9 protein-coding genes are annotated in these 14474 nt (G+C 65.4%); 7 read left to right on the top strand and 2 right to left on the bottom strand.

Features of this window, described 5'->3' with window-relative positions; all coding sequences use genetic code 11:
- The first annotated feature begins 72 nt into the window (after nt 1–72).
- The 3 genes from Q0743_RS07825 to galE are packed head-to-tail and all read left to right on the top strand — an operon-like array spanning nt 73 to nt 2544.
- Nucleotides 73–738 carry a hypothetical protein gene (locus Q0743_RS07825; protein ID WP_298240991.1) on the top strand — a complete coding sequence of 222 codons (666 nt, stop codon included), beginning with the start codon at nt 73–75 and terminating at the stop codon, nt 736–738.
- On the top strand, nt 731–1534 hold the full coding sequence (locus Q0743_RS07820; RefSeq protein ID WP_298240990.1) for a WecB/TagA/CpsF family glycosyltransferase: 804 nt from the start codon (nt 731–733) through the stop codon (nt 1532–1534). Before Q0743_RS07825 ends, Q0743_RS07820 begins: the two co-directional genes overlap by 8 nt.
- Before the next feature lie 17 nt (nt 1535–1551).
- A complete protein-coding gene (gene galE / locus Q0743_RS07815; protein WP_298240989.1) occupies nt 1552–2544 on the top strand; it encodes a UDP-glucose 4-epimerase GalE in 993 nt (330 codons plus the stop codon).
- Nucleotides 2545–2578: 34 nt separating this feature from the next.
- Here the strand turns inward: galE and Q0743_RS07810 are convergent, their stop codons facing one another.
- Nucleotides 2579–6694, bottom strand: a complete 4116-nt coding sequence (locus Q0743_RS07810; RefSeq protein ID WP_298240988.1) for a GAF domain-containing protein — start codon at nt 6692–6694, stop codon at nt 2579–2581.
- 305 nt (nt 6695–6999) lie between these two features.
- Here Q0743_RS07810 and Q0743_RS07805 point away from each other — a divergent pair, with 305 nt between their 5' ends.
- Genes Q0743_RS07805 through Q0743_RS07795 form a run of 3 tightly spaced genes read left to right on the top strand, consistent with a single transcriptional unit; the run spans nt 7000 to nt 10242 of the window.
- Nucleotides 7000–8052 (top strand): Ldh family oxidoreductase, encoded by a 1053-nt coding sequence (locus Q0743_RS07805; RefSeq protein ID WP_298240987.1) that lies wholly within the window; start codon nt 7000–7002, stop codon nt 8050–8052.
- Between the two features lie 21 nt (nt 8053–8073).
- A complete protein-coding gene (locus Q0743_RS07800; RefSeq protein ID WP_298240986.1) occupies nt 8074–9441 on the top strand; it encodes an LLM class flavin-dependent oxidoreductase in 1368 nt (455 codons plus the stop codon).
- 15 nt (nt 9442–9456) lie between these two features.
- The gene (locus tag Q0743_RS07795) at nt 9457–10242 is read left to right on the top strand and encodes a fumarylacetoacetate hydrolase family protein (protein WP_298240985.1); all 786 of its coding nucleotides are present in this window, start codon (nt 9457–9459) and stop codon (nt 10240–10242) included.
- 117 nt (nt 10243–10359) lie between these two features.
- Here Q0743_RS07795 and Q0743_RS07790 read toward each other — a convergent pair whose 3' ends face one another.
- The gene (locus Q0743_RS07790; protein WP_298240984.1) at nt 10360–10815 is read right to left on the bottom strand and encodes an Lrp/AsnC family transcriptional regulator; all 456 of its coding nucleotides are present in this window, start codon (nt 10813–10815) and stop codon (nt 10360–10362) included.
- Between the two features lie 153 nt (nt 10816–10968).
- On the opposite strand from Q0743_RS07790, the gene Q0743_RS07785 reads away from it, so the two are divergent.
- Nucleotides 10969–14418: an indolepyruvate ferredoxin oxidoreductase family protein gene (locus tag Q0743_RS07785; protein ID WP_298240983.1), complete on the top strand. Its 3450-nt coding sequence runs from the start codon at nt 10969–10971 to the stop codon at nt 14416–14418.
- The last annotated feature ends 56 nt before the right edge of the window (nt 14419–14474 follow it).

Raw genomic sequence — 14474 nt, 5'->3', positions numbered from 1 at the left:
GGTCAATCCCGCGGCGCAAAAAAGCTGACGCCGGGGGCGGCCCTTGCCCCATAATCCGCCCCACAAGCCATGATGACCGCACTTTTCAACTTCCTCGTCGCCTGCGCCTACGCCCTGGTGCGGCCGATCGCGCGCCCCTTCATCGTCTCGATGCGCTACCTGGTGGTGCCGTCGGCGCCGGGCAGCGCGCTCGAACTCGATCCGCACAAGCCGGTGTGCTACGTGCTGCCGCAGCGCAGCTGGATCGACCTGTTCGCGCTCGACCGCATCTGCCGCGAGCAGGGCCTGCCGCGGCCGCAGCGCTCGGAGCGGGCCCTGCCCAGCGCCAACCGCGCCGCGGTGATGTACCTGCCGGCGCTGCTGGAGGCCTTCGTGCTGCGCGGCCGGGCGCGGCGCTCGGAGCTGTCGCGGCTGCTGGAGGTGGCGGCGAAGACGGCGGACTACGACGTGCAGATCGTGCCGGTGTCGATCTTCTGGGGCCGCAGCCCGGGCCAGGAGACCTCGCTGTTCCGCCTGATCTTCGCCGACAGCATCCAGGCCGGCCGGGTGCAGAAGTTCTTCATCATGCTGGCCAACGGCCGCAACGTGCTGGCCAACTTCGGCGTGCCGCTGTCCTATCGCAGCTACCTGGCCGAGGTGGCGGATTCGAGCCGCGCCGAGCGCAAGCTCGTCGGCGTCGTGCTCGACGAGCTCACGCCGGCGGTCGAAACGCGCCAGCGAGGCAGACAATATGCTTGAGCGCCGCGTCAACATTGATGGACGGGCAGCGACGGCCGAGGTCCCGCGGATCACCGTCGGCGGGCTCCGCATGGCCGCAATCGACCTGGAAGCCACCGCCGATTTCATGATCGAGGCGACCGATCCCGACAATCGCATCGGCCGTCCGCTGTTCCTGACCTCGGCCAATGGCGAGGTTCTGGCACGCTGCTCGACCGAGCCGCAGACCGAGCACCTGTTCCGCGCCGCCGACCTGATCAATGCCGACGGCCAGCCGCTGGTGGCAGCTTCGAAGCTGCAATCCTGGTTTCCGTTGCCCGAGCGTGTCGCAACCACGGATCTGTTCCACGTGGTCGCGCGCAAGGCGGAAGTGGTCGGCCGCACCTTCTACATGTTCGGCGCCAGCGAGGACGAGAACATCGCGGCGGTCGAGAACGTCCAGAAGCTCTATCCCGACCTCAAGATCGTCGGCTACAGCCACGGCTATCTGCGCGGCGACGCGCTGCGCGCGAAGGTCGAGGAGATCAACGCGCTTGCGCCTGATTATCTGTGGGTCGCGCTCGGCGTGCCCAATGAGCAGGCATTCGTGAAGGAATTCACGCCGCACCTCACCAATGTTGGCGTTATCAAGACATCCGGAGGCCTGTTCAACTTCTTGTCGGGCAGCCGCTCCCGCGCGCCGCAATGGATGCAGAAGATCGGGCTCGAATGGGCCTGGCGCACGCTGCTCGAACCGCGCCGCCTGTTCTGGCGCTATTTGACCACCAACCCCCGCGCGCTCTATCTTCTCTTCAGCCGCAACCGACCCTTCCGCTAAGAAGAGCACAAGACGACATGACCGATCGACCGACTGTCCTCGTCACAGGTGGCGCGGGCTATATTGGCTCGCATGCCTGCCGCGCATTGACCGCTGCCGGCTACGAGCCCGTGGTTTATGACAATCTCTCGACAGGCCATCGCAGCTTCGTTGCCGGCCCCCTGGTGACGGGCGATCTGCTCGACGGCGCGGCGCTGGCACGCGCCTTCGCCGACCACAAGATCACGGCCGTGATGCATTTCGCGGCGGCGAGCCTGGTCGGCGAGTCCATGACGGATCCGCAGAAATACTATGTCAACAATGTGCAGGGAACCCTGTCGCTGTTGCAGGCGATGCGGAACGCAGGCTGCCACCGCATCGTGTTCTCCTCGACCGGCGCGGTTTACGGCAATGCCGATTCCAAGGAGCTGCCGGAAGACTTTCCCTGCGCACCGATCAACCCCTACGGCGCATCGAAATGGATGATCGAGCGGATGCTGGCCGATTACCGCTCGGCCTACGGCTTCGGCGCGTTCTGCCTGCGCTATTTCAACGCCAGCGGCGCCGATCCCTCGGGCGGCATCGGCGAGCTGCGCGACAATGAAACCCACCTCATTCCCCGCGCCATGATGGCGCTGCAGGGCCATGTCGACTTCGCTGTGTTCGGCGACGATTACGACACGCCCGACGGAACCGCGATCCGCGACTACATCCACGTCACCGACCTCGCGGCGGCGCATGTCGCGGCCCTGAAGCTTCTGGAAGGCGGCCATGCCGGCGGCAGCTTCAATCTCGGCACCGGTGCCGGCTTCTCGGTGCGTCAGATCCTCGACGCGATCAAGCAGGAGACCGGGCGCGAGGTGCCGCACACGGTCAAGCCGCGCCGCGCCGGCGATCCCACCTATCTGGTGGCGGATCCTTCCGCCGCCAAGAAGGTGCTGAATTTCGTGCCGCGCCATTCCGACCTGGCAACGGTGATCCGCACTGCCTGGGCCTGGCACCAAACGGCGCATCCGCTCAAGTCGCGCTAGGCTGGATGCTCTAACGCCTGGCTCGCCGCAGCGGTCAGACCACGGCGCGTTTCAGCCGTGAGGACGCGGCTTCCGTAACGACAACGTCGGACTCCGGCTGAAGCGGCGGGGCAACCGGCAGCACCATCGGCCGCAGCAGCTCAGCCATCTGCCGGGCCGGCAAGGGCTTGGAGATGAGGAAGCCCTGCATCTCGTCGCAGCCATGGGTGCGCAGGAATGCCTCTTGCTCGGCGTTCTCGACGCCTTCGGCGACGACGGTCATGCCGAGCGCCTTGCCCATGCTGATGATCGCCTGTGCGATCGCCTGGTCTTCGGAATCCTGCGGCAGGTCGCGCACGAAGGAGCGGTCGATCTTGATGGTGTCGATCGGGAAGTGCTTCATCAGCGACATCGACGAATAGCCGGTGCCGAAATCGTCGATGGCGAGGCGAATGCCGCGGCTCTGGATGGCGTCGAGCACCTTCAGCGCCCGGCCGACATTGCGCATCATCATGCTCTCGGTGACTTCGAGCTGCAGCAGCACCGGCGACATGCCGCTGGCGGCGAGCGCCTCGTCGACGTCCTGCAGCAGATGTTCGTCGGCGAACTGGCGCGGCGACAAATTGACCGCCATTGACAGCGGAAGCAGGCCGCGGCGCTGCCAGGCCATGGCCTGCGCGCAGGCCTCGTTGAGCACCCAGCGGCCGATCGGCACGATCAGGCCGGTTTCCTCCGCGAGCGGAATTAATTGCGCCGGCGAGATGCTGCCGAGATCGGGATGCGTCCAGCGCAGCAGCGCCTCGACGCCGGTAATCTGGCCGGTCTCCATCTCCACCTTCGGCTGGTAGTTCAGCGAGAACTGCCCGCGCTCCAGCGCCCGGCGCAGCGCGCTCTCCAGCGACAGCCGCTCGATCGACTGCGTCTTCACCTCGTTGGAGAAGAAGCGATAGCCGTTCTTGCCGTCTTCCTTGGCGAGATACATCGCCATGTCGGCGTTCTTGGTCAGCGTCTGCGCATCGGAACCATTCGCCGGATACATCGCGATGCCGATCGACGCCGTGGTGTGGCACTCGTGCCCGGCGAGCTCCATGGGTTGGGCGAGCGCGGTCAAGAGCTCGGTCGCGATGCGCTGAACGTCGTCGATCTCGCCGCACTGATCGAGGATCACCACGAACTCGTCGCCGCCGAGCCGCGCCACCACGTCGCTGGTCCGTAGCGCGCCGCGCAGGCGATTGGCCACTTCGAGCAGGAGCAGGTCGCCGGCCTCGTGCCCCAGCGAATCGTTGATGACCTTGAAGCGGTCGAGATCGATGAACAGCAACGCAAAACGATGATCGTGCCGCTCTGCCGCGTGAATCGCCTCACGCAACAGCGCGTTGAAGGTTTCGCGGTTCGGAAGGTCGGTCAGGCTGTCGTGCGAAGCGAGGTATTCGATCCGCTCGTCCGCCTGGTTCTTGGCGTCGGCGCGATCGAAATTCTCCATCGCAAAGGATACGTTGTCGGCAAGACGCTGTAACAGCTCGACGAACTCGGTCGTGAAGGTGGCCGGCTCGGTCGACATGTAGATCATGACGCCGACCGCCTGGTCGTGAACGATGAGCGGAAACGCCGCGCCCGAGCGCGCGCCGTCGCCGCGCACGACGGCATGGAAGGCGCTCACACGCTGGTCGTTGAGATAGTCGTTGCTGATGCAGGGCTGGCGGGTGCGGAACGCGGTGCCGCTCATGCCGCGCCCCTCGGGCCGCTCCGGATCGACGGAGAGGCGGACGTTCCGCGTCGTGTCGGCGGACGGGCCTGCGCTCGCCACGATTTCCAGCTGATCGCTGTCGGCCCTGGCCAGCGCGATGGTCGTCGAGGTGAACTTGGCGCCATTCGAGGCCGCAAGGCACACGAGATCGAACAGCTCGGCGCGCGACTTCGCCCGCATGATCGCCTCGTTGGTCGCGCTGAGGGCCGCGAACATCCGCGTCAGGCGCTCCTTCTGCGCCTCGGTGCGGGCCTTTTCCTCGGCACGATCGAAATTGTCGAGGGCGAACGACACGTTCTCGGCGAGACGTCCGAGCAGCTGGATCAGGTCCGGCGTGAACGTACCTTCGTCCGGCGAGAGGAACAGCAGCACGCCGACCGCCGCACTGCCGTTGCTGAGCAGCGGGAAGCAGGCGCCGGATTTCGTGCCCTGGGCCCGTGCGATATGGTGCCAGTGCAGGGTGCGGATATCGGTGAGAAGCTCATTGGTAATGCAAGGCGTCCGGGTTCGGAACGCGGTGCCGGTCAGGCCGCGGCCTTCGGGGTCGCCGACCGACGTCGAGAAGCGCCAGTCCTTGATGAGGCCGCAGCTCTCGCCCTTGGTCATGGCGATGTCGAGGTAGTGCCCGCTGTCGTCGACCAGCGCGATCGTCGCGGATGAGAACGTACCGCCCAGCACCGCGGCCTCGCAGACAACCTCGAACAGCTCGGCGCGGGTCTTCACCCGCATGATCGCCTCATTGGTCGCGCTCAGCGCCTCGAGCATGCCGCGGAGGCGGTTGCTCTGCATTTCCGCCTTGGCCTTTTCCTCGGCGCGGTCGAAATTCTCCAGCGCGAAGGCGACATTGGCCTGGAGCTTGCGCAGCAATTCGACGAATTCGTCCGTGAAGGTGCCGCGCTCCGGAGAGTTGAACAGGAACACGCCCTCGACGCGCTCGCCGTTGAACAGCGGCAGGGCCGCTGAGGAGGCGATGCCGGTGCGGCGGGCGCTGGCGTGCCATGGCGCGATCCGCTCGTCGGCGAGCACGTCGTTGCTGACGGCGGGCTGGCGCGTGCGGAAAGCGGTGCCGGTCAGGCCGCGACCTTCCGCCACCTCCTCCGAGATGGAGAACTTGAAGTTGCGAACCTGCTCGGCGTTCGGCCCATAGCTGGCGACGACACGCAGCAGCTCGGCGTCACGGTCGACCAGCGCAATGTTGGCCGAGGTGAATTTGGCGCCCTTTGCCGTCGCCTCGCAGACGAGATCGAACAGTTCGGCGCGCGACCGCGCCCGCAGGATCGCCTCGTTGGTGGCGCTGAGCGCCGCATACATGCGCGCCAGCCGCTCCTCTTCCGCAGCGATTCTGGCCTTCTCGGACTCCGTGTGAAAATTCTCGATCGCGAACGAGACGTTCTCCGCCATGCGCAGCAGCAGTGCAACGACCTCGTCGTCCTTGGCCCATGACTTGCTGATGAAGAACAGGACGACGCCGACGCTCTCGCCAAACCTGACCAGCGGAGCCGCGACGCAGGCTGCGACACCTGCGTTGACATTGGCCTGCTCCCACAGCGTTCCCTTCGTGCGGCTCACGAGGTCGTCCTCGACAAAGGGCTTCTGGCTGCGGAAGACGTTGCCGGAAATGCCGCGGCCATAGGGATTGGCGGCATCGACGGAATATTTGGTCTGGGCAACGAGCTCCAGATTCTGCCCCGAGCCGGCGACGGGTTTAAGCCAGTGGGAGTCCTGCTCCTTCAGCAGGACGATCGTCGCCAGCGACTTGCCGCCATGGACGGAAGCGTCGCACACGAGCTGATACAGCTCCCGCTCGGTCCTGGCGCGCAGAATGGCCTCGTTGGTGGCGCTAAGGGCGCCGAACATGCGGTTGAGCCGGCGCGTCGCCCGCTCGCTGGTCTGCTGCGCGGTCTCGCGCGAGAAATTGTCCAGCACGTAGGAAATGTTGGCCGACATGCGCTCGAACAGCGAGACCATCTGCTCGTTGAGCGAATTTGGCTCGCTGCGGGTCACATAGAGCACGCCGACGCTGCGGCCGTTGCAAAGCAGCGGCAGCGCCGCAGCCGCACCGATATGGGCCGTGGCCGCCCCCGCGCGCCACGCCATCGAGCGCGGGTCATTCAGGTAGTCGTTGCTGATGCACAGCTTCTGCTCGCGAAAAGCCTCGCCTCCGACGCCCGATCCCTCGGGTGCTCCGGCTTCGGTCGTGATCGTGATCGCGCGCAGCCGCGGAAGGTCGTCGCCGCAGCCGGCCGCGAACCGCAATCGGCTGCCGCCCGGCTCGACCAGGAACACGGCCACGGCCAGGAAGTCCCCGCTCGAAAACCCGGCGTCGCAGACCTTCTGGTACAGCTCGTCCGGCGATTTCGCATAGAGAATCGCTTCGTTGATGGCGCTCAACGCCGCAAATGTGCGCGCGAGTGTCGTCGGCACGATCTCAGCTCCCGGGCATTCTGCCTATTTCTCCCGGTAACTTTATGAATGGCGATCGCCTAAGTGGTCGTTATTGCGCGCTGCAAACCGACAATCAAAGTGAACGAGCTGCGAACGAGCTGCGCCAAACTGCAGGAAATACCGCCGCACGGGACGATTCCCGCGCCGCGGCGGGTCTCTTCACGAATTTGCAGCCCTGTATTGGTTTACGGGAGATTGATATCGCAGCCGCGCTTTGAGACGATGGCTTCAACAACCAGCGCCTGCCAAGGGCGGGATATCGAGGGAATGCCAAGGGGAACGCCATGCCGATCGTCAAGGCCGATCGCCTCACGCGCGTCAGCGCCGCCCTGCTTCGCGCCGCCGGAGCCTCCGAGGAAGAAGCCGACGCGGTCGCAAGCGGCTGCGTCAACGCCAATCTCGCGGGCCACGATTCTCACGGCGTGATCGCCGTTCCCACCTATATCGATCGCATCAAGGCCGGTCACATCGTGCCCGGCGCCAAATGGACCATCGTCCAGGAATCGCCGACCACGACCGTGATCGACGGCCATTGGGGCTTCGGCTTCCACGTCAACGCCAAGGCGATGGCGCTGACGATCGAGAAGGCGAAGACGGCGAACGTCGCGGCGTGCACCGTGTTCCGGCAGAGCCATGTCGGACGCCTCGCCGCTTATCCCCTGATGGCAATGCGCGAAGGCATGATCGGCATCGCGACGGCGGATTCGGGTCGCTCGCCGAAGCACGTCGCGCCGTTCGGCGGCAAGGAGGCGCGGCTCGGCACCAACCCGATTTCGATCGCGGTGCCGTCCGATCTCGAGACACCGTTCTATCTGGACATGGCGACCTCGGCGGTCGCCGCCGGCAAGATCCAGCTTGCCGTCGCACGCGGCGAGGAAATTCCAACGGGGTGGATCATCGACGCCGAGGGACGGCACACCACCGATCCCACGCAATATCGCAAGGGCGGCGCGCTGCTGCCGCTCGGCGGCACCGAGGGCTACAAGGGCAGCGGCCTTGCCGCCATGGTCGAGGTGCTCTGCGGCCTGCTCACGGGTCTCGGCTTCGGCGTCGAGCCGACGGGGCGGCACAATGACGGCTGCTTCATGGCCGTGTTCAACGTCGCCGCGTTCCGTCCGCTGCAGGAGTTCAAGCGCGAGGTCGCGGAGTTCGCGCGCTATCTGAAATCGACGCCGCCCTCCGAAGGCAGCAAGGGCGTCTACTATCCCGGCGAGATCGAGGGCCTGCGCGAGCAACAGCGCCTGCGCGACGGCATCGAGATCGAGGACGCCACCTGGGACAAGCTGCGCGCGCTGGCGCGCGACTACCGGCTCGACACCGTGCTCGATCTGAGCTGACGGCATCAGGAGAACAGCAGCATGACGCGACAGATGGTCCTGGTCGGCTTCCTCCAGGCGCAGAATTGCACCAACCTGCCCAGCTCCTGGCGACATCCGGACTCGCGCGACGATTCGATGTCGGCCGATTACTACCAGGAGATCGCGAGAATCCTCGAAGCCGGCAAGTTCCACATGGCGTTCTTTGACGACCGCCTGGCGATGCCGGACCGCTACGGCAACGACCACACCCACACCGTCGAATACGGCATCCGCTGCGTGAAGATGGATCCGCTGATCGTGCTGACCACCATGGGCATGGTCACCGACAAGCTTGGCCTCGGCGCAACCTGCTCGACCACCTATTACGAGCCGTTCGATGTCGCGCGCCGCTTCGCAACGCTCGATCTCATGTCCGGCGGACGCGCGGGCTGGAACGTCGTGACGTCGCTGAACGACGGCGAGGCGCTCAACATGGGACGCGACTCCCATCCCGAGCATGATTCCCGCTACGACAAGGCCGACGAATTCATGGAGGTCGTGCTCGGCCATTGGGACACCTGGGAGGACGGCGCGTTGATCATGGACAAGCAAAGCGGCCGCTTTGCCGATCCGACCAAGGTCAAGCGGCTCGATCACAAGGGACCGGCCTTCAAGTCGCGCGGGCCGTTCACCGTGCCGCGCTCACAACAGGGCCACCCCGTGATCATCCAGGCCGGCGCCTCCGGCCGCGGTCAGCGCTTTGCCGGCCGCTGGGGCGAAGTGATCTTCACCGCCGCGCGCAATCTCGCGGCTGCCAAGGAAGGCTACGCGGCCGTGCGCAACCAGGCCGCCAAGGCCGGCCGCGATCCCGACCAGATGTTCCTCTGCAATCTGACGACGCCGGTCTGCGCGGCGACCAAGACTGAAGCCGAGGACAAGGTGGCGCTGATCAACAAGCTGCCGCTGCAGATCGACGCGCTGTCGCTGCTCGCCGAAGCGCTCAACTACGATTTCGCCTCCAAGGATCTCGACGAGCCGCTGACGACGGACGAGCTGAAGAGCATGCAGGGCATTCTGGGCATCCGCGACGGCGTGCTGAAGAATTCGGGCAAGAGCAATCCGAGCGCGCGCGACTTCGTCACCTTCTCCGGTCGCGGCCAGGTTCAGGATGCGATGGTCGGCGGCCCCAAGGAGATCGCGGACAAGTTCGAGGAAATGTTCGTCGAGCGGGGCTGCGACGGTTTTGTCATCGCTGCAACCTATGTGCCCGGCTCCTACGCCGACTTCGTGCAGCATGTCGTGCCGGAGCTGCAACGTCGCGGCCTGTTCCAGAAGGATTATCGCGGCAAGACGCTGCGCGAAAATCTCGGGCTGAAGCGGCCGGCGGCGGGCGCCTGGAAGGTGCAGCCGCGCGATGCTGCGGAATAGCGACAAGGATACGACATGCGCTGGCTGAAATTCACGGCTTCAGGCAAGACCTCCTGGGGGATCGTCGAGGGCGATCAGGTCGTCGCGGTCGACGGCGATCCCTTCAGCGAATGGCAGCGCACCTCGCGCACATACGCGCTCGGTGCCGTCAAGATCGAGCTGCCGCTGATCCCGCGCACCTTCTATTGCGTCGGCTTGAACTACTTGAAGCACCTGAAGGAGGCCGCCGACAAGGCCGGCACGGTGCCTGCTGTCCCCGACCGCCCGGAGATCGGCTACCGCGCCCAGAACGCGCTGATCGCGCATGACGAGGATGTGGTGATTCCGTCCTTCGCGACGGAGAAGATCCATTATGAAGGCGAGCTCGTCGTCGTCATCGGCAAGAAGGTGAAGCACCTTACCGCAGCGAACGCGATGGATTGCGTGTTCGGCTACACTGTCGGTAACGACGTCAGCGAGCGCAGCTGGCAGAAGGCCGATCGCAGCCTGTGGCGCTCGAAGAACGCCGACACGTTCAAGCCGATGGGCCCGTGGATCGAGACCAAGGCCGATCTTGCGACGATGGAAACGGTGGTCCGGGTCAACGGCAAGGAGACCAACCGCTTTCACACCAACGACATGATCTTCGGCGTGGTGCCGTTCCTGGTCGAGCTGACGAAGTATTTTACGCTGTGGCCGGGTGATGTGATCTGGATGGGCACCGATGGGGCGTCGCCTGACATCAGGCACGGCGACGTCGTGGAGATCGACATTACCGGGATTGGGACGTTGCGGAATCGGTTTGTGCGGGAGGGGCGGTAGCGAAGGTGCCGTAGGGTGGGCAAAGCGAAGCGTGCCCACGACCTCTCTCGATCATTGAAAGATCGTGGGCACGGCGCTACGCGCCTTTGCCCACCCTACGGCAGCGGTGCAAGCCGCTCAAAACGGCAGCGCCACGCTCGTCTTGATCTCCTTCAACACCACGTTGCTGCGGACGTAGCGGATGCCGGGGATGCGGAACATGAACTCGTCGAGGAAGCGGTTGTAGGCCGCCATGTCCTGCACGACGACGCGCAGATGATAATCGGCGTCGCCCGTGGTCGCAAAACATTCCAGCACCTCACGGCGCGTCGTGACTCTGGCCACGAATTCGTCGACGAATTTCGCATCATGCCGCTCCAGCGAGACGTGGAGGATAGCGGACATCGCAAAGCCCGCCTGCTCGCGCGCGACCAGCGCTGCATAGCCCCGGATGATTCCGGCCTCCTCCAGCGCGCGCACGCGGCGCCAGCACGCCGAGGTGGACATGCCGACCTCGTCGGCGAGTTGCTGGTTGGTGGCACGGCCGTCCTTCTGAAGGCAGGCAAGAATCCTTGTGTCCTGGTCTTCGATCACGGGAACCCCCTCTTTCGCTGAAACCTACCAAAACCCGTCATATTTCGCAAAGTTTTTCCAGTTTTGGCTCTCCAAGCGGATAAATAGGTAAGACCTACCAGCTCCCCAGGCATAACCTTCCAACATTCGGCAGGTTGCCGCGCGAGGTCTGCCATGGACGTCATTTCATCACTCGATGCTTACGAGCTCTCGGACCGCTACGACCGCGAGGACGGCCGCGTCTTTCTCACGGGCACACAGGCCATCGTCCGCATCGCGCTCGATCAGGCGAGGCGCGACCGTGCGAGCGGTCTCAACACCGCCGGTTTCATTTCCGGTTATCGCGGCTCGCCGCTCGGCGGCGTCGATCTCGAGCTGTGGCGCATCCAGGACCGGCTGAAGCGGGATCGCATCGAGTTCCTGCCGGCGGTCAACGAGGACCTTGCGGCGACCGCGGTGCTCGGCTCGCAGCAGGTGGAGACGCAAGGCGACCGCGAGGTCGATGGCGTGTTCGGGCTCTGGTACGGCAAGGGCCCCGGCGTCGACCGTTCCGGCGATGCGCTCAAGCACGGCAACGCCTACGGCTCATCGCCGCATGGCGGTGTGCTCGTCGTCGCCGGCGACGATCACGGCTGCGTCTCGTCCTCGATGCCGCACCAGTCCGACGTCGCTTTCATGAGCTGGTTCATGCCGACGCTGCATCCCGCCAGCGTCAGCGAGTATCTGGCGTTCGGCGAGTATGGCTATGCGCTGAGCCGCTTCTCCGGCATGTGGGTCGGCTTCAAGGCGATCTCGGAGATCGTCGAGTCCGGCGCCTCCGTCGCGCTGCGCCCGCCGCGCGCCTTCTGCACGCCGGACTTCGCGCCACCGCCCGGTGGATTGCACTATCGCTGGCCCGATTTGCCGGGCCCGCAGATCGAGGAACGGCTGGAGGCGAAGAAGCACGCGGTCTACGCCTTCGCCAAGGCCAATCCGATCGACCGTCACATCTACGACATCAAGGATGCGACCTACGGCATCGTCACCACGGGCAAGGCGCATCTCGACCTGATGGAGGCGCTGCGGCTGATCGGCCTCGACGAGGCCGCCTGCCGCAACATCGGCATCGACGTCTACAAGGTCGGCATGGTCTGGCCGCTGGCGTTGCATGACGCCATGGGCTTCGTGAAGGGCAAGCGCGAGATCCTCGTGGTCGAGGAGAAGCGCGGCATCATCGAAAGCCAGTTCAAGGAATACTTTTACGACTATCCCGGCAGCAAGCCCGAGCGCATGGTGGGCAAGCACGACGAAGCCGGGGCACGGCTGATCTCGTGGATCGGTGAATTGTCGCCGCGCGCGCTGGCGTCCGTGCTGGCGCGCCGGCTCGACCCGATGTTCCCGGGCCTCAATCTGGCCGCGCGTGCCGCCGCGCTGATGCCGGAGGCCGCGCGCAGCATCAACGTCTCAGGCGCAACGCGCACGCCCTATTTCTGCTCGGGCTGCCCGCACAACACATCGACCAAGGTGCCTGAGGGATCGAAGGCGCTGGCCGGCATCGGCTGCCATTTCATGGCGAGCTGGATGGACCGCGAGACGTCGTCGCTGATCCAGATGGGCGGCGAAGGCGTGAACTGGGCGGCGTCGTCACGCTTTACCGGCAAGAAGCACGTCTTCCAGAATCTCGGCGAAGGCACCTACTACCATTCCGGCTCGATGGCGATCCGGCAGGCGATCGCTGCCAAGGCGAACATCACCTACAAGATCCTGTTCAACGATGCGGTGGCGATGACCGGCGGTCAGCCGGTCGACGGCCCCGTCAGCGTGCATGCCATCGCGCACAGCGTCCGCGCCGAGGGCGTGGTGCGCATCGCGCTGGTGTCCGATGATCCCGCGCATTTCAGCCCGGCGGACCTGCCCGGCGGCGTCACCATTCATCCCCGCGAGGAGATGGACGAAGTGCAGCGCGAGCTGCGCGACATTCCCGGCGTCTCGGTCCTGATCTACCAGCAGACCTGCGCCACGGAGAAGCGGCGCCGGCGCAAGCGCGGGCAGATGGCCGATCCCAAGCGCTTCGCCTATGTCAACGATCTCGTCTGCGAAGGCTGCGGCGACTGCTCGGTCGAATCCAACTGCCTCAGCGTCGAGCCGAAGGAGACGCCGTTCGGCCGCAAACGCCAGATCAACCTGTCGGCCTGCAACAAGGATTTCTCCTGTCTCAACGGCTTTTGCCCGAGCTTCGTCACCGTCGAAGGTGCGACGCGCCGGAAGAAGAGCGCGAGCCAGATCGACGCAGTCAGCCATGCGGCCGCCCTTCCGCTGCCCGCAACCACACCGCTCGATCGCCCCTATGACCTGCTCGTAACCGGCGTCGGCGGCACCGGCGTGATCACCGTCGGCGCCCTGATCGGCATGGCCGCGCATCTCGAGCGCCGCGGCGTGTCGGTGCTGGACTTCACCGGCTTTGCACAGAAGTTCGGGCCTGTGCTGAGCTATATCCGGCTCGCGCCAAACCCTGAGGCCCTGCATCAGGTCCGCATCGACCAGGGCGCGGCCGATGCGCTGATCGGCTGCGATCTCGTGGTCAGCTCCTCGCCGAAGGCTTCGGGTACCTACCACCGCGGCACGCGCGCCGCGGTCAACACCGCGGAGATGCCGACCGGCGACGTCGTCCGCTTCCGCGACGCCGATCTCGCCTCTCCGGCCCGCCTGCGCGCCATTGGCCAGGTCGTCGGCGAGCACGATCTCGACACGCTCGACGCCAATGCGCTGGCCGATCGGCTGCTCGGCGATACCGTCTATGCCAACATCATCATGCTCGGCTTTGCCTGGCAGCGCGGATTGATCCCGATTTCGCTTGCCGCGCTGCTGCGCGCGATCGAGCTCAACGGCGTCATGGTCGAGCGCAACAAGCAGGCCTTTGCCTGGGGCCGGATCGCGGCGTCCGATCCGGACTTCCTGCCGAAGCAGAACGAAGCGCCCGCCGCCGAGACGCTCGATGAGATCATCGACCGCCGTGCCGGCTTTCTCACCGCCTATCAGGACGCCAGCTACGCCTCACGCTATCGAGCGACCGTCGCAAAGGTGCGCCATGCCGAGACTGCCCTGAACAGCGAGGCCCTGACCGAGGCCGTCGCACGCGCCCTGTTCAAGCTGATGGCCTACAAGGACGAATACGAGGTGGCGCGCCTGCACATGCAAAGCGGCTTCCTCGACGAGCTGAAACGCGAATTCGAGGATGGCTTCAGCATCCGGTATCACCTCGCCCCGCCATTCCTGCCGTCGCGGCGTGATGCACGCGGACGTCCGCGCAAACGTGCCTTCGGCCAGTGGATCCAGATGCCGCTCGCCATGCTCGCGCGATTGAAGGGGCTGCGCGGCACGCCGTTCGATCCGTTCGGCTACACTTCCGAGCGGCGCACCGAACGCGAACTGATCGCCTGGTATGAAGGCGTGATCGAACGGATGCTCGGCGGGCTCGATACGGCGCGTCTTGCGAACCTCATCGCAATTGCAAAGGCGCCGATGGAGATCCGCGGCTATGGCGCGGTCAAGGACATCGCGATCGGGAAGACGAAGACGGAGGTCGAGCGGCTGTTTGACGAACTCCGCACGCCATCGCCGGCAAGGATGCGCGCCACCGGCTGACGCAAAGCCGTGTCCACGGCGCAAGCGTGCCCTGCTACTCTCTGGCCTGGCGTCGC

It is taken from the genome of uncultured Bradyrhizobium sp. (assembly GCF_936943645.1).
Classification (GTDB): domain Bacteria; phylum Pseudomonadota; class Alphaproteobacteria; order Rhizobiales; family Xanthobacteraceae; genus Bradyrhizobium.
The sequence above is the reverse complement of the archived record's forward strand: the minus strand, read 5'-3'. Positions and strand labels throughout refer to the sequence as shown.